Source organism: Pseudomonas sp. R76, from assembly GCF_009834565.1.
Lineage (GTDB): Bacteria > Pseudomonadota > Gammaproteobacteria > Pseudomonadales > Pseudomonadaceae > Aquipseudomonas.
Window position 1 is genome coordinate 1,631,058 of record NZ_CP019428.1, and the last position, 19,051, is coordinate 1,650,108.

At 62.2% G+C, this 19,051-nt stretch carries 17 protein-coding genes; 11 read left to right on the forward strand and 6 right to left on the reverse strand.

Translation table 11 applies throughout. From position 1 onward, the window contains the following. Nucleotides 1-34: 34 nt before the first annotated feature. The 5 genes from tsaA to rimO form a co-directional block, all read right to left on the reverse strand. Entirely contained in the window at nucleotides 35-730 is a 696-nt protein-coding gene (tsaA, locus tag PspR76_RS07380) for a tRNA (N6-threonylcarbamoyladenosine(37)-N6)-methyltransferase TrmO (RefSeq protein ID WP_159954603.1), read from the reverse strand. A 3-nt stretch (nucleotides 731-733) separates the two neighbouring features. Then, nucleotides 734-1,195: a DUF1456 family protein gene (locus tag PspR76_RS07385; protein WP_034118394.1), complete on the reverse strand. Its 462-nt coding sequence runs from the start codon at nucleotides 1,193-1,195 to the stop codon at nucleotides 734-736. 69 nt (nucleotides 1,196-1,264) lie between these two features. Further along, the gene (locus tag PspR76_RS07390; protein WP_159954604.1) at nucleotides 1,265-1,975 is read right to left on the reverse strand and encodes an rRNA pseudouridine synthase; all 711 of its coding nucleotides are present in this window, start codon (nucleotides 1,973-1,975) and stop codon (nucleotides 1,265-1,267) included. A 291-nt stretch (nucleotides 1,976-2,266) separates the two neighbouring features. Further along, nucleotides 2,267-2,734 (reverse strand): GNAT family N-acetyltransferase, encoded by a 468-nt coding sequence (locus PspR76_RS07395; RefSeq protein ID WP_159954605.1) that lies wholly within the window; start codon nucleotides 2,732-2,734, stop codon nucleotides 2,267-2,269. Between the two features lie 101 nt (nucleotides 2,735-2,835). Beyond that, the gene (gene rimO / locus PspR76_RS07400) at nucleotides 2,836-4,176 is read right to left on the reverse strand and encodes a 30S ribosomal protein S12 methylthiotransferase RimO (RefSeq protein ID WP_159954606.1); all 1,341 of its coding nucleotides are present in this window, start codon (nucleotides 4,174-4,176) and stop codon (nucleotides 2,836-2,838) included. A 289-nt stretch (nucleotides 4,177-4,465) separates the two neighbouring features. On the opposite strand from rimO, the gene PspR76_RS07405 reads away from it, so the two are divergent. From PspR76_RS07405 to PspR76_RS07420, 4 genes are all read left to right on the forward strand, one after another. Continuing rightward, complete coding sequence (locus PspR76_RS07405) at nucleotides 4,466-6,367, forward strand: potassium transporter Kup (RefSeq protein WP_159954607.1); 1,902 nt, start codon at nucleotides 4,466-4,468, stop codon at nucleotides 6,365-6,367. Nucleotides 6,368-6,493: 126 nt separating this feature from the next. Beyond that, a complete protein-coding gene (locus tag PspR76_RS07410) occupies nucleotides 6,494-7,600 on the forward strand; it encodes an NADH:flavin oxidoreductase/NADH oxidase (protein ID WP_159954608.1) in 1,107 nt (368 codons plus the stop codon). Between the two features lie 101 nt (nucleotides 7,601-7,701). Beyond that, complete coding sequence (locus tag PspR76_RS07415; RefSeq protein ID WP_159954609.1) at nucleotides 7,702-8,247, forward strand: GNAT family N-acetyltransferase; 546 nt, start codon at nucleotides 7,702-7,704, stop codon at nucleotides 8,245-8,247. Nucleotides 8,248-8,444: 197 nt separating this feature from the next. Next, nucleotides 8,445-8,630, forward strand: a complete 186-nt coding sequence (locus PspR76_RS07420; protein WP_159954610.1) for a hypothetical protein — start codon at nucleotides 8,445-8,447, stop codon at nucleotides 8,628-8,630. A 149-nt stretch (nucleotides 8,631-8,779) separates the two neighbouring features. On the opposite strand, the gene PspR76_RS07425 is transcribed toward PspR76_RS07420, so the two are convergent. Further along, the gene (locus PspR76_RS07425) at nucleotides 8,780-10,405 is read right to left on the reverse strand and encodes a glucan biosynthesis protein D (RefSeq protein ID WP_159954611.1); all 1,626 of its coding nucleotides are present in this window, start codon (nucleotides 10,403-10,405) and stop codon (nucleotides 8,780-8,782) included. A 304-nt stretch (nucleotides 10,406-10,709) separates the two neighbouring features. Here PspR76_RS07425 and PspR76_RS07430 point away from each other — a divergent pair, with 304 nt between their 5' ends. The 7 genes from PspR76_RS07430 (at nucleotide 10,710) to PspR76_RS07460 (ending at nucleotide 19,014) form a co-directional block, all read left to right on the forward strand. Then, entirely contained in the window at nucleotides 10,710-11,417 is a 708-nt protein-coding gene (locus PspR76_RS07430; RefSeq protein WP_159954612.1) for a tellurite resistance TerB family protein, read from the forward strand. Between the two features lie 213 nt (nucleotides 11,418-11,630). Beyond that, complete coding sequence (locus PspR76_RS07435; protein ID WP_159954613.1) at nucleotides 11,631-13,253, forward strand: methyl-accepting chemotaxis protein; 1,623 nt, start codon at nucleotides 11,631-11,633, stop codon at nucleotides 13,251-13,253. Then, nucleotides 13,253-13,765: a chemotaxis protein CheW gene (locus tag PspR76_RS07440; RefSeq protein WP_159954614.1), complete on the forward strand. Its 513-nt coding sequence runs from the start codon at nucleotides 13,253-13,255 to the stop codon at nucleotides 13,763-13,765. Before PspR76_RS07435 ends, PspR76_RS07440 begins: the two co-directional genes overlap by 1 nt. Further along, on the forward strand, nucleotides 13,762-15,021 hold the full coding sequence (locus PspR76_RS07445; protein WP_159954615.1) for a CheR family methyltransferase: 1,260 nt from the start codon (nucleotides 13,762-13,764) through the stop codon (nucleotides 15,019-15,021). The genes PspR76_RS07440 and PspR76_RS07445 overlap by 4 nt, the downstream gene beginning before the upstream one ends. Next, a complete protein-coding gene (locus tag PspR76_RS07450; RefSeq protein WP_159954616.1) occupies nucleotides 15,018-15,719 on the forward strand; it encodes a chemotaxis protein CheW in 702 nt (233 codons plus the stop codon). The genes PspR76_RS07445 and PspR76_RS07450 overlap by 4 nt, the downstream gene beginning before the upstream one ends. Next, nucleotides 15,716-18,007, forward strand: coding sequence for a hybrid sensor histidine kinase/response regulator (locus PspR76_RS07455; RefSeq protein ID WP_159954617.1), 2,292 nt, complete (start codon nucleotides 15,716-15,718; stop codon nucleotides 18,005-18,007). The genes PspR76_RS07450 and PspR76_RS07455 overlap by 4 nt, the downstream gene beginning before the upstream one ends. Further along, the gene (locus tag PspR76_RS07460; protein ID WP_159954618.1) at nucleotides 18,004-19,014 is read left to right on the forward strand and encodes a chemotaxis response regulator protein-glutamate methylesterase; all 1,011 of its coding nucleotides are present in this window, start codon (nucleotides 18,004-18,006) and stop codon (nucleotides 19,012-19,014) included. The genes PspR76_RS07455 and PspR76_RS07460 overlap by 4 nt, the downstream gene beginning before the upstream one ends. The last annotated feature ends 37 nt before the right edge of the window (nucleotides 19,015-19,051 follow it).

Consider the following 19,051-nt stretch of genomic DNA (forward strand, 5'->3'; position numbering starts at 1 on the left):
CGAGCAAGCCCGCTCCCACATTTAGTTTCCGGTTTCAGTCAGTTGGCACCACTTCAAGCACGCAAATCACCCCGGCTTCGGGATAGTGCCAGCGCACATCCACATCCCAGAACTGCACGCCGTACTCGCGCTCCGGCCCTGGCGTCTGATACGCCGGCCGCGGATCCTGCGCCAAACATTGCTCGATCAACGCCACCAACGGCTCATCAAGGCGCTCAGCATGGCCTTGCGCCTGGAACAGCGCCGTCTTCAGCCACTGCACCGGAATCAGCTGCGGCGCGCTGCTGGCGATGTCGTTGGTGGCGGTGTCAATGATGTCGGCGTAGGGCACATACGGCTTGATATCCAGCACGGGCGTGCCATCAAGCAGATCAATTCCGGAAATCCACAACCGCCCTGGCTCGATCTTGTCCAGCTTCACCACCGACTGGCCGATGCCGTTGGGCCGGTGCGTCGCGCGGGTGGCGAACACGCCCATGGACGTGTTACCGCCTAAACGTGGCGGTCGCACTTTCAGGCGCGGCTTGTCTTCCAGGGCCTGGTGGAACAGAAACAGCAACCACACATGGCTGACCTGCTCCAGGCCCTGCACCGCCTCACCTTGATCGAACGGCGCCACCAGTTCCAGCACGCCACGGGCGGCCGGTGCCAGTTGTGGCTGGCGCGGGATGGCGAACTTCTCCTTGAAGCAGGAGCGCACAAAGCCGACGGGCGAGACGTTGTAACTCATGGCTTACGCACGAACCCGCAGGGTCAGGCCCTTGAGGAAGTTGCGCAGCAGCTGGTCGCCGCACGGGCGGTAGTTGGTGTGGCCGAATTTGCGGAACAGCGCGCTCAGCTCCGGTTTGGACACCGGAAACTCGGCGGCCTTGAGGATCGCGTGCATGTCGTCTTCCTTCAGCTCGAAGGCCACGCGCAGCTTCTTGAGGATGATGTTGTTGGTCACCGGGGTTTCGATCGGCTGTGGCGGACGGCTTTCGTCCTTGCCACGCTTGAAGATCACCAGGCCGTCAAGGAAGTGCGCCATCACGTCGTCCGGGCAGAACACAAAGCCTTCTTCCTCATCTTTCTTGAGGTAAGTCAGCAGGTCTTCCTTGGTCACGTCCATGCCGCCGAGCTTGATGATCTCGACCATCTTGTTGTCGCTGATGTCGAGCATGTAGCGCACGCTGCGCAGTACGTCGTTGTGAATCATTGGGCAATCCTGGTATTCAACTGAGGGCACCGCGCAAATGTGCCGGTGCCGATAAAAAAGGGGAACGGCTTAGAACTTCTCTTTGCTGGACAGGTAGCGCCATTGGCCGACCGGCACTTTGCCGATAGACACGCCGCCGATGCGGATGCGACGGATGGCGATGACTTTCAAGCCAACGGCCTCGCAGAACAGGGCGATCACGCCCGGTTGCGGGTTCTTCATCGCAAAGCGCAGACGGTTTTCGTTCTGCCAGCTGGCCTTCACGGCCGGTAGCTCTTTGCCTTTGTAGGTCAGGCCGTGGTTCAGGCGGTTGAGGCCGTGGGCAACCATGTCGCCCTCAACCTCAACCACGTATTCCTGCTCGATCTTGGCGGCATCGGCGGTTAACTTGCGCAGAATCTTCCAGTCCTGGGTGAACACCAGCAGGCCGCTGGCCTTGGCTTGCAGTTCCGCACTGGCGGTCAGGCGCAGGAAGTGGCCTTTGAGCGGGCGTTTGCTGAAGCGGTGTTCTTCGGACAGGGTCTCGGCGCTGATCGAGGCCATTGCCGTTTCGGCATCCACGCCCACCGGCGCGTGCAGCAGAATGGTCACCGGCTCCGGCGCAGTGGCTTTCGCCTCTGGGTCCAGCTCGACCTTCTGGGTGGTGACCTTGAACTGCGGTTCGTCGATCACTTCGCCGTCCACCGAGACCCAGCCGCCTTCAATAAACAGCTCAGCCTCCCGACGGGAGCAACCGACCAGTTCGATAAGGCGTTTGGAGAGGCGTATGGGGTCAGTCATGACAAGGGCCGTAGCAAAAGGGGGCGGCTATTGTACCTGCCTGGCGCCGGTTAATCCCGGCCCCATTTCAGCGCAGGGGCTTTTTGTGGGAGCTGGGCTTGTGTGGGAGTCGGGCTTGTGTGGGAACTGGGCTTGTGTGGGAGTCGGGCTTGTGTGGGAACTGGGCTTGTGTGGGAGTCGGGCTTGCCCGCGATGCAGACACCTCGGTCGTGCATTTGGAATCGAGGTGATGCCATCGCAGGCAAGCCAGCTCCCACACAAACCAGCTCCCACATTTTATTCTTTGCTGAGTCAGCCTCTGCGCAGTTGCTGCTGGCGCAAACGCATGTGCAGCAACGGATACGGCTGGCCTAGCCCATCATGCTCCGCACGGCCGATCACCTCAAAGCCCTGCTTGAAGTAGAACCCCAGGGCCTGCGGGTTCTGTTCGTTGACGTCCAGGGTATCGGCGTTCATGTGTTCGATGGCATACCGCAGCAGTTGCCGGCCAAGGCCCTGGCCACGGTGTTGCGGGTCGATAAACAGCATCTCGACCTTGCCCGCCGCCACCCCGGCAAACCCGGTGATGCGTTGGCGCGCGTCCTTGGTACAAATCAGCATCACCGAGTCCAGATAGCGCGTCAGCACCAGCTCCTTGAGCAGCACGATGTAGCTGTCCGGCAAGAAATCGTGGGTCGCCCGCACCGAGTCTTCCCAGAGTTGCGCCAAGTGCGCGAAGTCGCTGAGTTTGGGTGTATGGATAACCGAAAGCTGACGCATGCCCGCTGCTCCTTGACTGGATCTTCGCCAATGGGCAAACGATAGACCGAAAAAAGCCCCGCATCTTGTCCAGAAGCGGGGCTTTTCAAGTTTTTACAGACTTAGTCGCGCTTTACGGCCCACAGGTCGTATTCGTCGGCGTCGGTCACGGTGCACCAGACCTTGTCGCCCGGCTTCAAACCGCTGGCGTCGTCGATAAACACGTTACCGTCGATTTCCGGCGCATCGAAGAAGCAGCGGCCTACCGCGCCTTGCTCGTCGACTTCGTCGATCAACACTTCGATTTCCTTGCCAATGCGCAGTTGCAGGCGTGCCGAGCTGATCGCCTGCTGGTGCGCCATGAAGCGCTCCCAGCGGTCTTGCTTGACGTCGTCCGGCACGATGGCCGCGTCCAGCAGGTTGGCCGGCGCGCCTTCAACCGGCGAGTACTGGAAGCAACCGACGCGGTCCAGCTGCGCTTCGGTCAGCCAGTCCAGCAGGTACTGGAAGTCTTCTTCGGTTTCGCCAGGGAAGCCGACGATGAAGGTGGAGCGAATGATCAGTTCCGGGCAGATCTCGCGCCAGTTCTTGATGCGCGCCAGGGTCTTGTCTTCGAAGGCCGGGCGTTTCATCGCCTTAAGGATTTTCGGGCTGGCGTGCTGGAACGGGATGTCCAGGTACGGCAGGATCTTGCCGGCGGCCATCAACGGGATCAGCTCGTCCACGTGCGGGTACGGGTAAACGTAGTGCAGGCGCACCCACACGCCCAGGCTGCTGAGGGCTTCGCAGAGTTCGGTCATGCGGGTTTTTACCGGCGCGCCGTTCCAGAAACCGGTGCGGTATTTCACGTCGACGCCGTAGGCGCTGGTGTCCTGGGAGATCACCAACAGCTCTTTCACGCCGGATTTGACCAGGCGCTGGGCCTCATCCAGCACATCACCGACCGGGCGGCTGACCAGCTTGCCGCGCATCGACGGGATGATGCAGAAGCTGCAGCTATGGTTGCAGCCTTCGGAAATCTTCAGGTACGCGTAGTGGCGCGGCGTCAGCTTGATGCCTTGCGGCGGCACCAGGTCGATCAGCGGGTTGTGGTCCTGACGCGGCGGCACCACGTCATGCACGGCGTTGACTACCTGCTCATATTGCTGCGGGCCGGTCACGGCCAGCACGCTAGGGTGCACGTTGCGGATATTGCCTTCTTCCACGCCCATGCAGCCGGTCACGATGACCTTGCCGTTTTCCTTGATGGCTTCGCCGATCACTTCCAGGGACTCTGCCTTGGCCGAGTCGATGAAGCCGCAGGTGTTGACCACCACCACGTCCGCGTCCTGGTAGGTGGACACGACGTCATAGCCTTCCATACGCAGTTGCGTGAGGATGCGCTCGGAGTCGACCAGAGCCTTCGGGCAACCCAGGGATACAAAGCCGACCTTGGGGTTGGCTTTTGCGATGGTGGTGGACATGTCTAACCTCGGTATTGAATGGCGCCGCCAGTCGGGCACGACACGGCGGTAGACGGGCGCTTGGTGCGCCTCTGATCAAAAAGTGCGCAATTCTATCGATGGGCAACGCACTTGACCAGCTTTATGCAGGGAAATGCGACGAGTGCTGCGCTATGCTTCGCGCCGTTGCACATGGGTAAAACCCTTGGGTCAATAAAACGTCTGTTACGAGAAGTAAAACAGCGCATGCTACGGTCAGCTTAGACGCGTTGTTTATAAAAGACCTCAGGTCAAAGGGCAGGAGTGGTTGATGGGTCAGGCAAATAGTCAGGCAGCAGGTGCCGAGCATTCCAATGCAAAGCCGATTGGCATGCTGGTGGCGGCAGTCGGGGTGGTTTACGGCGATATCGGTACCAGCCCGCTCTATACCCTTAAAGAAGTGTTTACTGGTGGTTACGGGGTTCCGGTCAATCATGACGGGGTCTTCGGCATTCTGGCGCTGATTTTCTGGTCGCTGGTGTGGGTCGTGTCGATCAAGTACGTGCTGTTTATCCTGCGCGCTGACAACCAGGGCGAGGGTGGCATCATGGCCCTGACGGCACTGGCGCGGCGGGCGGCGTCGCCGTACCCCAAGTTGCGTTCGGTGCTGGTGATTCTTGGCCTGATCGGTGCGGCGCTGTTCTACGGCGACAGCATGATCACCCCGGCGATCTCGGTGTTGTCGGCGGTCGAGGGCCTGGAATTGGCCTTTGATGGCCTGGAACGTTGGGTCGTGCCGCTGTCGTTGGTGGTGCTGGTCGGGCTGTTCCTGATCCAGAAACACGGCACCGACCGCATTGGCAAGCTGTTCGGGCCGGTGATGGTGGTGTGGTTCCTGGTGTTGGGCGGCCTCGGCGTGCACGGCATTTTGCAACACCCCGAAGTGCTCAATGCGCTTAACCCGGTGTGGGGCGTGCGTTTCTTTACGGCGCATCCTGGCATGGGCGTGGCAATTCTCGGTGCCGTAGTGCTGGCGTTGACCGGCGCCGAAGCGCTGTATGCCGACATGGGCCACTTTGGCCGCAAGCCGATCGCCCGTGCGTGGTTCGCCCTGGTGCTGCCGGCGTTGGTGCTCAACTACTTCGGCCAGGGCGCCTTGCTGCTGGAAAACCCTGAAGCGGCGCGCAACCCCTTCTACCTGCTGGCGCCGGAGTGGGCGTTGATCCCGCTTGTCGCACTGTCGACCCTGGCCACGGTGATTGCCTCCCAGGCGGTGATTTCAGGTGCGTTCTCCTTGACCCGCCAGGCGATCCAACTGGGTTACATCCCGCGCATGCATATCCAGCACACTTCAAGCGCCGAGCAAGGCCAGATCTACATCGGTGCGGTGAACTGGTCGCTGATGGTCGGCGTGATTCTGTTGGTACTGGGCTTTGAATCCTCGAACGCCTTGGCTTCGGCTTACGGCGTGGCGGTGACCGGCACCATGCTGATCACCAGCATCCTGGTGTCGGCGGTGATGCTGCTGCTGTGGAAATGGCCGCCGGTGCTGGCAATTCCGGTGTTGATCGGTTTCCTGTTGGTGGACGGTCTGTTCTTCGCCGCCAACGTGCCGAAAATCGTGCAGGGCGGTGCCTTTCCGGTGTTGGCGGGGATTGTGCTGTTTATCCTGATGACCACTTGGAAGCGCGGCAAGGAGCTGTTGATGGACCGCCTCGACGAAGGCGGCCTGCCATTGCCGATCTTTATCAGCAGTATCCGCGTGCAGCCGCCCCATCGCGTGCAGGGCACCGCCGTGTTCCTGACCGCGCGGCCCGACGCCGTGCCCCACGCGCTGTTGCACAACCTGCTGCATAACCAGGTGTTGCATGAGCAGGTGGTGATGCTGACGGTGGTCTACGAAGATATCCCGCGCGTGCCGGCGTCGCGGCGCTTCGAGGTGGACGCCTATGGCGAAGGCTTCTTCCGCGTGATCCTGCACTTCGGGTTTACCGATGAGCCGGACGTGCCCGAAGCGCTGAAGCTGTGCCATCTGGACGACCTGGATTTCAGCCCGATGCGCACCACCTACTTCCTCAGCCGCGAAACGGTGATCGCCTCGCGCATCAAGGGCATGGCCCGTTGGCGCGAAAGTTTGTTTGCGTTCATGTTGAAGAATGCCAACGGCAACCTGCGCTTCTTCAAACTCCCGGTAAACCGGGTGATCGAGCTGGGCACCCAGGTCGAAATGTAAGCTGTTGCGACACGGGAGCCGGCAATCGGCTCCCGTTTTCCGTCTGAACCCTGTGCAAGCTACCGTTGTCGACTAGGCTCTAAGCACTGTTTGAATAGTGCCCACAGAACCCAGAAGAGGTGCGCCATGAGTCAGCTGCTCGAACCCTACACCCTCCGTCAATTGACCCTGCTCAACCGCATTGCCGTGTCGCCGATGTGCCAGTACTCATCCGACGATGGCCTGGCCAATGACTGGCACCTGGTGCACCTCGGCAGCCGCGCAGTGGGCGGCGCCGGGCTGATTTTCACTGAAGCCACCGCCGTGACCGCCGATGGCCGCATCACCGCCCAGGACCTGGGCCTGTGGAACGACGCACAGATCGAACCGCTGCAGCGCATTACGCGTTTTATCGCCGCCCAGGGTGCGGTGGCGGGCATCCAATTGGCGCATGCCGGGCGCAAGGCCAGCACCCATCGGCCGTGGATCGGCAAGCACGGCAGCGTCAAGCCGGAAGATGGCGGCTGGGTGCCGGTAGGCCCATCGCCCATCGCCTTTGACCCCAATCACGCCCAGCCCAAGCCGCTGGACGAAGGGCAGATCCAGCAGGTGATCGCCGACTTTGTCGCCGCCGCCAAGCGCGCCCTGACCGCCGGTTTTGAAGTGGTGGAAATCCACGCCGCCCACGGTTACCTGTTGCATCAATTCCTCTCGCCCATCAGCAATCAGCGCCAGGACCACTACGGTGGCTCGTTTGAAAACCGTATTCGCCTGGTGCTCGAAGTGACCCAGGCCGTGCGCGAAGTCTGGCCCCAGGAGCTGCCGCTGTTCGTGCGGGTGTCGGCCACCGATTGGGTGGAAGACGGCTGGAACCCGGATGAAACCGTGGAACTGGCGCGCCGCCTGAAAGACTTGGGCGTCGACCTGATCGACGTGTCCTCAGGTGGCACCGCCGCCAATGCCGAGATCCCCACCGGCCCCGGTTACCAGACGCGCTTTGCCGAGCGTGTGCGCAAAGAGTCAGGCATCGCCACCGGCACCGTGGGCATGATTACCGAGCCGGCCCAGGCCGAGCACATCCTGCGCACGTGCCAGGCGGATATCATCTTCCTCGCCCGTGAGTTGTTGCGTGACCCTTACTGGCCGCTGCATGCCGACGATGACCTGGGTGGGCGCAAGGCAATCTGGCCAGCGCAGTACCAACGGGCGACTCATCGGGATCAGCCGATCCATGAGTCTGATCTGAGGGATTGATCCCACGCCTGATTGACCGAAACCCACCTTGACCCGGTGGGTTTTTCTTGCCTGGGTTTAACCCAAGCTTGATCCTTGGTCGCTTGAAAGCAGGAGGCCCCATGTTGCTCGAACGCGCGTTAACCGAAAGCGATATCCCGTTGCTGGCAAGCATCGACCGCACGGAACTGATCCATGAGTGCTATCGCCTGGAGGGCGGCGAGTTGGTGTTATACCCCGACCACCACGACATGCGCGGCTGGCCTGAAGGCGAGGCGCAGCAGGACGCCGTGGCGCTGCTCGCCTGCCTCAGGCGGGGCGGGTGGTTGTGGGGCGTGTTCGACGGGCCGACCCTGGCGGCGGCGGTGGTGGTGGACAACCACCCACTTCACATCCAGGACCTGGTGATGCGGCAATTGAAGTTCCTGCACGTCAGCCACGCCGCGCGGGGGTTGGGGCTTGGTGGGCGTTTATTCAACCTGGCCTGCGAGCACGGCCGGCAGGTCGGGGCCGACGCGCTGTATGTGTCCGCCACCGAATCACGCAACACCGTGGACTTCTATCGACGCCATGGCTGCCGGTTGCTGGCACGCCCCGACCCGGAATTGTTGGCGCAGGAGCCGCACGACATCCACCTGTATCGATCGTTGTGTGGGAAGACGCTGTAGGTATTTGTTACTTAAGCGATTTATTTAAGTTAATACTCTAAAAAAATCCCACACGTGAGCAGATTGTTTCTACGCTTAGGGTAAGTCTGATTTCTGGCCCAGAGAGTCAGGCTGTTGGTTCCGCCAAAGTCTTGCGCCTCACGGAAGGCAGGCGATGGGCACCAGGAGTCTTAGATCGATATCAGGAGAAGCAGTCCATGGCCAAATCCAATGGTGTTGCGGGTGCGGTGGTGAGTTTTCTGACCCGCAGGATGTCCTTGCGTGGCAGCCGGTTGAGTTCGGACGAAGCCGAATTGCTGGCGCAGTATCGCGCCCTGACCGAAAGCGATCAGGTGGCGATGCGGTACTTGATTGGCGCGATGAAAAGCGTGTCGCGGTTCTGAGCCGATCGTTCCCACGCTCCGCGTGGGAACGCATCCCGTGACGCTCCGCGTCATCTCGCGCAGGCCTCAAACGTTGCATGAGTGGCGGGGCGCGGAGCGTCCCAGGCGGCATTCCCACGCAGAGCGTGGGAACGATCAGATGGCTGAGATCAGGTGTACTTACGCGCCTCTGGCGCAGGCGGGAAGTACTGGTACAGCCAGGTTTCACTCAAGGTGCGGTCCTGAGTACGGATAAACAAGCGCAGCTCCACCGGCTCCACGCTGTCGCTGGTCGGGTACCAATCGAACAGAATGCGATAGCCCTTGATGTTGTCGAGCACCAGCACGCTGAAGTCTTTGACTTCACCGTGGGAGCAGGTCACCACCGGTTCGATGCCGGTGCCGGCGGGCAGGCGGTCGAGGCCGCCGCCTTTGAAGTCCACGGCAAACCGACGGGCCCACACTTCGGGGTAATGCTCGCCCGGTGCCCAGCCTTCGGTGAAACCGCCCATGCCGGAACGGGTGGCGTCGACTTGCGCCAACGGCGTGCTCACAGGTGGCAATGCGCTCCAGTACAGCTTGTAGCCATAGTTGAGCGAGTCGCCGGCAGCCACGGGCTTTTTCGGGGTCCAGAAGGCCACGATGTTGTCGAGGGTTTCGCCGGTGGTCGGGATTTCCAGCAGGTCGATCGAGCCTTCGCCCCAGGCCGTCGTCGGTTCCACCCACAGGCTCGGGCGCTTGCTGTACCAGTCCACGGTGTCCTGGTAGCTGGCGAACTCATGGTCGGTCTGCACCAGGCCGAAGCCTTTCGGGTCGGTGTCGGCGAACGCGTTGAATTGCAGCTTGGCCGGGTTGTTCAGCGGACGGCAAATCCACTCGCCGTTGCCGCGCCACATCGCCAGGCGATCCGAGTCGTGGATTTGCGGGTGGATGGTGTCGCACATGCGGCGCTCGTGGGTGCCGCAGCTGAACATGCTGGTCATCGGCGCGATGCCCAGTTGCTCGATGGTGGTGCGCGCGTTGATATTCGCGTCGATGGCCATCACCACCTGATTGGCCTGGCAATCGATGTCAAAGCGGTAGGCACCGGTGGCGCTTGGCGAGTCGAGCAGGGCGTAGACCACAAAGCGCGTGGCGTCCTTGGCCGGGGTTTCGAACCAGAACTGGGTGAAGTCGGGGAATTCCTCGCGCTTTTTCGCGTAGGTATCAATCGCCAGGCCGCGTGCGGACAGGCCGTACTGGCCGGTGGAATCCACTGCGCGGAAGTAGCTGGCGCCGAGAAATGACAGCACGTCATGGCGATCCAGCTCCGGCGCCTTGAACAGCTTGAAGCCGGAGAAGCCCAAGTCGCCGGTCAACTGCTTGGTGTCGACCGTGGTCTTTTCATAGTTGAACAGCGACGGGCGGAAATGCACCTCGCGCGCCTCGCGGGTTTTGGGGTCGACGCTGTGCATGCGCACCGGCGTCTTGAACCCCATGCCGACGTGGAAAAACTGCACGTCGAGCTGGCCGTTCAATTCCTTCCACAACGAATGGTTGCCGTCGTAGCCGATGGCATTGAAATTCTGCGGTGTCATGGTCGCCAGGGTCGGCGGCAGCACCTGCTTGGTGTCTTTGTACGCGGTGCCGGCGAGCTGTTTGGCCTGGGCTTTGAGCGTTTCAAAATCAAACGCCACGGCCTTGCCATCGGCGGCACGGTTGCCGGCCCAGGCCTGCGCAGCGAGCAGGCCGCTGGCCGATAAACCGGTGTAAGCCGCAATGGCCATGGACGCTTTGAGCAAATTCCTGCGGTGCATAGAGAAAACCTGTCGTGAGCAAATCCCGCGCCTTTCCTGGCACGTAGCGGATCAGAAATAACGGTTCGGACATGCCTTCGGCCAAACGCAACGGACTATAAACAGACGCCGGATAGCTTAAGCGGTTCGGTGACGTAGGAAAATTGATTGATAGCGGCGTGATCGCGTTGCATGTGAAACAAGACGTTTCCAGGATTGGCCGGCTACGTTACAACTCGAAGCACTCTAGACATGGGCTTTTTGGCACTAAGTTTTACGCTGGGGGCCTATTGGTCCTACAAACCCAAGTGCCTGGAGGCTGCGAATGAATACCCGTGGATTGCTCGATCAGTTGCTCAAATCTGGCCAGGACATGCTGCAGAACAAGGCGGGTGGCCAGCCAAAGTCAGACGACAAGGGCGCCCTCGGCGGGCTGCTTGGCAGTGGCGGCCTTGGCAGCCTGCTCGGTGGTGCAGGTGGCGGCGCCCTGGCAGCAGGGGCGATGGGGTTGCTGCTGGGGAATAAGAAGGCGCGCAAATTCGGCGGCAAGGCCCTGACTTATGGCGGCTTGGCGGCGTTGGGCGTGATTGCCTACAAGGCGTACGGCAATTGGCAGGCGCAACAGGCCAACGCGCCCCAGGGTGAACCGCAGACTATCGACCGCTTGCCCCCGGCCCAAGTCGAGCAGCACAGCCAGGGCATTCTTAAAGCGCTGGTCGCGGCAGCCAAGGCCGACGGGCATGTGGACGAACGCGAACGCGCGCTGATCGAAGGCGAGTTCACCAAGCTGGACAACGACCGCGAGCTGCAAAACTGGCTGCACGCCGAACTCAACAAACCCCTGGACCCGGCCGATGTGGCGCGCGCGGCAGGCACCCCGGAAATGGCCGCCGAGATGTACATCGCCAGCGTGATGCTGGTGGACGAAGAGAACTTTATGGAAAAAGCCTATCTGGATGAGTTGGCGCGCCAGCTGAAACTGGAGCCCGGCTTAAAGGCCGAGCTGGAAAAACAGGTGCGGCTTAACCAATAACCACCGTCGCTACGCCGATCAAAAAATGTGGGAGCGGGCTTGCTCGCGAATGCGGTGTCTCAGTCCCCAATACGTTGACTGACACTTCGCATTCGCGAGCAAGCCCGCTCCCACATCTGCTTTATGTGATCACTGCATCAAAACCCATTGATAAATGAGGCCATAGGCTCAGCTATACTCCCCTCCATTTGAATGGCCCTTCGAGGAAATACTGTGAAGAACTGGACCTTGCGCCAACGGATTTTGGCGAGCTTTGCGGTCATTATCGCGATCATGCTGTTAATGGTTGTGGTCTCTTATTCACGGTTGCTGAAAATCGAGGGCAGCGAAACGGCTGTCCGTGATGATGCGGTGCCGGGGGTTTACCTCAGCTCGATGATCTGCAGCGCCTGGGTCGACAGTTACCTGCAAACCCTGGAATTGCTCGGTCTGCGTGACGACAAGGGCCTGACCGACGCCGACAAGGCCGATTTCAAATCCTTCGAAGGGCGCATCCAGACGCAGATGGCCAACTACCAGGCAACCATCAACGGTCGCGATGACCAAGCCGAGTTCGACAAATTCGAAGGCATGCACCAGGCCTACAACAAGAGCCTGGCCACCGTGCTCGACGCCCTGCAGCGCAATGACCTGGCCGCAGCGCGCAAGGAGTTCAACACCAACCTGACGCCCGCCTGGACGGCAGGGCGTATGAAGCTCAACGACATCATTACCGAGAACAAAGACGTCGCCGACCGTGCAACCACGGCGATTGATGACGCGGTGTCGGCGGCAAAAGTCAGCATGTTCGTGTCGCTGGCCCTGGCCATCCTTGCCGCCGGCCTGTGTGGCCTGCTGCTGATGCGCGCCATCATGGCGCCGATGCAGCGCATCGTGGCGATCCTCGGCACCATGCGTGACGGCGACCTGAGCAAGCGTTTGAACCTGGAGCGCAAGGACGAATTCGGCGCCGTCGAAACCGGCTTCAACGACATGATGACCGAGCTGACAGCCCTGGTGTCCCAGGCCCAGCGTTCGTCGGTGCAGGTGACCACCTCGGTCACTGAGATTGCCGCCACCTCCAAGCAGCAACAGGCCACCGCCACCGAAACTGCCGCCACCACCACCGAGATCGGCGCCACCTCCCGCGAGATCGCGGCAACGTCCAAGGACCTGGTGCGCACTATGACCGAAGTGTCCACCGCCGCCGATCAGGCGTCGGTCGCCGCCGGTTCCGGCCAGCAAGGCCTGGCGCGCATGGAAGAAACCATGCACTCGGTGATGGGCGCCGCTGACTTGGTCAACGCTAAGCTTGCGATCCTCAACGAGAAGGCGGGCAACATCAACCAAGTGGTGGTGACCATCGTCAAGGTCGCCGACCAGACCAACCTGCTGTCGCTCAATGCCGCCATCGAGGCCGAGAAGGCCGGTGAATACGGGCGCGGGTTTGCCGTGGTCGCCACCGAAGTGCGGCGCCTGGCCGACCAGACTGCCGTGGCCACCTACGACATCGAGCAAATGGTGCGCGAGATCCAGTCGGCGGTATCGGCAGGCGTGATGGGCATGGACAAGTTCTCCGAAGAAGTGCGCCGTGGCATGTTCGAAGTGCAGCAAGTCGGCGAGCAGTTGTCGCAGATCATCCATCAGGTGCAGGCCCTGGCGCCGCGGGTGTTGATGGTCAACGAAGGCATGCAGGCCCAGGCCACCGGTGCCGAGCAGATCAACCACGCATTGGTGCAACTGGGTGATGCCAGCAGCCAGACCGTGGAATCCCTGCGCCAGGCCAGCTTTGCCATCGATGAACTGAGCCAGGTTGCGGTCGGTCTGCGCAGCGGCGTGTCGCGTTTCAAAGTCTGATGAGCGACCTCGCGGCTAAACGCGGCGCCGTCCCGGCAGCGAAAAAGGCGTTGTTCCTGGTGTTCCACATCGGCGGCGAGCGCTTTGCCCTCAAGGCGACGGAAGTCGCCGAGGTGCTGCCGCGCCTGCCGCTCAAACCCATCGCCCATGCACCCGTTTGGGTGGCAGGGATCTTTGCCCACCGTGGCGCGCTGGTGCCGGTGATCGACCTGTGTGCGCTGACGTTCGGCACCCCGGCCCAGGCGCGCACCAGCACGCGGCTGGTGTTGGTCAACTACCAGCCGCAGCCGTGGGTCGAAGCGCGCTGGCTGGGCCTCATCCTCGAACAAGCCACCGACACCCTGCGGTGCGGCCTTGAGGAATTCCAGCCTTATGGGCTGGACAACCGCGAGGCGCCTTACCTGGGGCTGGTGCGTGAAGATGCCCTGGGCTTGATGCAGTGGATTGGCGTCAACGAGCTGCTCACCGAACCGGTGCGCACCTTGCTGTTTTCTGCCGAGCTGAGCGTATGAGCAACGACCCGCGCTTCTTTGCCTTCTTAAAGGAACGCATTGGCCTGGACGTCGCCTCGGTGGGCGAGGCAATTATCGAGCGCGCGGTGCGCCAGCGCACCCAGGTCACGCAGGCGCAGACGCCCCAGGCTTACTGGCAGCACCTGATGAACTCCGACGATGAGCAGCAAGCGCTGATCGAAGCGGTGATCGTGCCCGAGACCTGGTTTTTTCGTTACCCCGAATCCTTTGCGACCCTGGCGCGCCTGGCCAAGGCGCGCCTGGCCGAGATCAAGCAGATGCGCGCGCTGCGTATTCTGAGCCTGCCGTGTTCGACCGGCGAAGAGCCTTACTCGATCGCCATGGCCTTGCTTGATGCGGGCCTGGCGCCGCACCAGTTCAAGGTGCAGGGCATGGACGTCAGCCCGCTGTCGGTAGAACGCGCCAAGCGCGGGGTGTACGGCAAGAATTCGTTTCGCGGCGGCGATATCGAATTCCGTGAGCGCCATTTCACCGAAGAGCCGGACGGTTATCGCATCGCCGACCGGGTGCGCGAACAAGTGCGCCTGCACGTCGGCAACTTGCTCGACCCGGGCCTGCTGGCGAATGAGCCGACGTACGACTTCGTGTTCTGCCGCAACTTGCTGATCTACTTTGACCAGCCGACCCAGAAGCAAGTCTTTGACGTGCTCAAGGGCTTGACCCACGTGGACGGTGTGCTGTTTATCGGCCCGGCCGAAGGCAGCCTGCTGGGGCGCCATGGCATGCGCTCGATTGGCGTGCCGCAATCTTTTGCCTTCAGCCGGCATGTCGAGCCGGTCAAGCCCGAGCCGGTGTTTGTGCCAATACCCGCGCCCGCGCCGCAGCGCAGTGCGGCGCCGATTGCGCCCAAACCGCGTCCGTTCAGCACCGTGAGTGCTCACGTGGCGCCGATCAAGGCGCCGCACACCGACGCCGGCGACTTGCTCAGCCGCATCGCCACGCTGGCCAATGAAGGCAAAAGTGCCGAGGCCCGCGCCGCTTGCGAACAGTATTTGAGTAACCATCCGCCGGCGGCCCAGGTGTTTTACTGGCTGGGCCTGCTCAGCGATGTGGCCGGCAGTGCCCTGGAAGCCCAGGGCTATTATCGAAAAGCCTTGTACCTGGAACCGCAGCACCCGCAGGCCTTGATGCACCTGGCCGCGTTGCTCGAGTCCCAGGGCGACAGTGCGGGGGCGCGCCGCTTGCAAGCGCGGGCCGCGCGTAGCCAGCGAGCTGACAGTGAGTCCAAACCATGAGTAGCACCGACGCGCTCGACACTGCAGGCCTGGACCTGACCCTGGCCGATACCCAAGCCATCGACGACTGCTGGAACCGCATCGGCATCCACGGCGACAAATCCTGCCCGTTGCTGGCGGAGCATATTCATTGCCGCAACTGCTCGGTGTATTCCGCCGCCGCCACGCGTTTGCTCGACCGCTACGCCCTGCAGCAGAACGACCGGCGTCCGCAGGCGGCCACGGAGGTCGACAGCGATGTCGTCACGCGCTCGCTGTTGATGTTCCGGCTCGGCGAAGAATGGCTGGGCATCGCTACCCGTTGCCTGGTGGAAGTGGCGCCGCTGCAACCGATTCACTCACTGCCGCACCAACGCTCGCGGGCGTTGCTCGGCGTGGCCAATGTGCGCGGCGCCTTGGTGGCGTGCCTGTCGTTGGTCGAGCTGTTGGGGCTGGACGCTACCAGCAACGCCCCCAGCGGCGGGCGAGTGATGCCGCGCATGTTGATCATCGCCGCGCAGGATGGCCCGGTCGTGGTGCCGGTGGATGAAGTCGACGGTATCCATGCCATTGATGAGCGCACCTTGAGCGCCGCATCGGCCTCCGGCACCCAGGCCAGCGCGCGTTTCACCCAGGGCGTATTGCAGTGGAAAGGCCGCAGCCTGCGCTGGCTGGATGAGGCGCAATTGTTGTCCGCCGTGACCCGGAGCCTCACATGACCCCCGACCAGATGCGCGATGCCTCGCTGCTCGAACTGTTCAGCCTGGAAGCCGACGCGCAGACCCAAGTGCTGAGCGCCGGTTTGCTGGCCCTGGAACGCAACCCGACCCAGGCCGACCAGCTGGAAGCCTGCATGCGCGCCGCGCACTCGCTCAAGGGCGCGGCGCGGATTGTTGGGGTGGACGCCGGGGTCAGCGTGGCCCACGTCATGGAGGATTGCCTGGTCAGCGCCCAGGAAAGCCGCCTGTACCTGCAACCTGAACATATCGACGCCTTGCTGCAAGGCACCGACCTGCTGATGCGCATCGCCACGCCGGGCAATGACGTCGGTCCGGCGGATATCCAGGCCTATGTGGCACTGATGGAGCGCCTGCTTGATCCGTCGCAGCCGATGGCCAAGGTCGCGCCGCCGTCAACGCCAGCGCCACCGCCGGTGCCTGCTCCGGCGCCTGTCGTCGAAGAACTGCCGCCGGAGCCCGAATCCGCGCCGCCGGTCACCAGCGAACTGCCGCGCCAGAATAAACGCATGACCGAAGGCGGCGAGCGTGTGTTGCGGGTCACCGCCGAGCGCTTGAACAGCCTGCTCGACTTGTCGAGTAAGTCCCTGGTGGAAACCCAGCGGCTCAAGCCTTACCTGGCGAGCATGCAGCGCCTCAAGCGTATTCAAAGCCAGAGCGCACGCGCCTTGGACACCTTGGACGGGCAGCTCAAGACCCTGGATTTGAACCTTGAAGCCCAGGAAGCCTTGGCCGACACACGCCGCCTGTTAAGCGAAGCCCAGGCGCTGCTGGCGGAAAAAACCGCCGAGCTGGATGAGTTCGGCTGGCAGGCCGGGCAGCGCGCCCAGGTGCTGTACGACACTGCGCTGGCGTGCCGCATGCGACCGTTTGCCGATGTGCTCGCCGGGCAGGTGCGCATGGTGCGTGACCTGGGCCGCAGCCTGGGCAAACAAGTGCGCCTGGAGATCGAAGGCGAGAAGACGCAAGTCGACCGCGACGTGCTGGAAAAACTTGAGGCACCGCTTACGCATTTATTGCGCAATGCGGTCGACCACGGCATCGAAATGCCCGAGCAGCGCCTGCTGGCGGGTAAGCCAGCTGAAGGCCTGATCCGCCTGCGCGCGTCTCACCAAGCGGGTTTGCTCGTGCTGGAGTTGAGCGACGACGGCAATGGCGTCGATCTGGAGCGCCTGCGCGGCACCATCGTCGACCGGCACCTGTCACCGCTGGAAACCGCCCTGCGCCTGAGTGAAGAGGAACTGCTGACGTTCCTGTTCCTGCCGGGTTTCAGCCTGCGTGACAAGGTCACCGAAGTGTCCGGGCGCGGCGTCGGCCTGGACGCGGTGCAACATATGGTTCGCCAACTGCGCGGCGCGGTGGTGCTGGAGCAGACGGCGGGGCAGGGCAGCCGCTTCCATCTGGAGGTGCCGCTGACGCTGTCGGTGGTGCGCAGCCTGGTGGTGGAAGTTGGCGAAGAAGCCTACGCGTTCCCGCTGGCGCACATCGAACGCATGTGCGACCTGGCGCCGGACGACATTGTGCAACTGGAAGGCCGCCAGCATTTCTGGCACGAAGGTCGCCACGTCGGCCTGGTCGCGGCCAGCCAGTTGCTGCAGCGCCCGGCCGGGCAGAGCAACGAAGAAACCCTGAAAGTGGTGGTGATCCGCGAGCGTGATGCGATCTATGGCATTGCGTTGGAGCGCTTTATCGGCGAGCGCACCTTGGTGGTGTTGCCGCTGGATGATCGCCTGGGCAAGGTCCAGGATATTTCTGCCGGTGCGTTGCTGGATGACGGCTCGGTGGTGTTGATCGTCGACGTTGAAGACATGCTGCGTTCGGTCGACAAGCTGCTCAATACCGGCCGCCTGGAACGCATCGCCCGGCGCAGCCAGCAGGCCACCGAAGCGCCGCGCAAACGCGTGCTGGTGGTGGATGATTCGCTCACCGTGCGTGAGCTGCAACGCAAATTGTTACTTAATCGCGGTTATGAAGTGGCTGTCGCGGTCGATGGCATGGACGGCTGGAACGCGTTGCGCTCCGAAGACTTCGACCTGCTCATCACTGACATTGATATGCCTCGTATGGACGGTATTGAATTGGTCACACTCTTGCGTCGTGATAGTCGCCTGCAATCGTTGCCGGTGATGGTGGTGTCGTACAAGGATCGCGAAGAAGACCGGCGTCGTGGACTGGACGCCGGCGCCGACTATTATTTAGCTAAAGCCAGTTTCCATGACGACGCCTTGCTGGACGCCGTGGTGGAACTGATTGGAGGCGCACGGGCATGAGGATTGCGATCGTCAATGACATGCCCATGGCCGTCGAGGCCTTGCGCCGCGCCTTGAGTTTTGAACCCGCGCACGAAGTGGTGTGGGTGGCCAGCAATGGCCTGGAAGCCGTGCAGCACTGCGCCGAAGTGACGCCGGACCTGATTCTGATGGACCTGATCATGCCGGTGATGGACGGCGTGGAAGCCACGCGGCGGATCATGGCCGAGACGCCGTGCCCGATCGTGATCGTCACCGTAGACCGCCAGGCCAATGTCAGCCGCGTGTTCGAAGCCATGGGCCACGGCGCGCTGGACGTGGTGGACACGCCGGCGCTGGGCGTCGGCAACGCCAAGGACGCGGCGGCGCCGTTGCTGCGCAAAATCCTCAATATTGGCTGGCTGGTTGGCCAGCGCGGCAGCCGCGTACGCACCGAAACCGCGCCCCAGCGCAGCACCGGCAAGCGCCAGAGCCTGGTGGCGATTGGTTCCTCGGCTGGCGGGCCGGCTGCCCTGGAAAGCCTGCTCAAGGGTTTGCCACGGGACTTTCCCGCGGCCATCGTGCTGGTGCAGCATGTGGACCAGGTGTTCGCCGCCGGCATGGCCGAGTGGCTGAGCAGCGCTTCCGGCTTGCCGGTGCGCCTGGCGCGCGAGGGCGAGCCGCCACAAAGTGGCGTGGTCCTGCTGGCCGGCACCAACCACCATATTCGCCTGTTGAAAAATGGCACGCTAGCCTATACCGCAGAGCCGGTGAACGAGATTTACCGGCCGTCCATCGACGTGTTTTTTGAAAGCGTCGCCAGCCATTGGAACGGCGACGCCGTCGGCGTATTGCTGACCGGCATGGGGCGCGACGGCGCCCAGGGGCTCAAATTGCTGCGTGAACAAGGATATTTGACCATCGCCCAGGATCAGCAGAGCTCGGCGGTGTATGGCATGCCCAAAGCGGCGGCGGCCATTGATGCCGCTGTTGAAATTCGCCCACTGGACAGAATTGCGCCCAGATTGCTGGAGGTCTTTGCAAAATGATCAAAGCCTCCCGCAGTGCCGGCTTGCAGGACAGTAA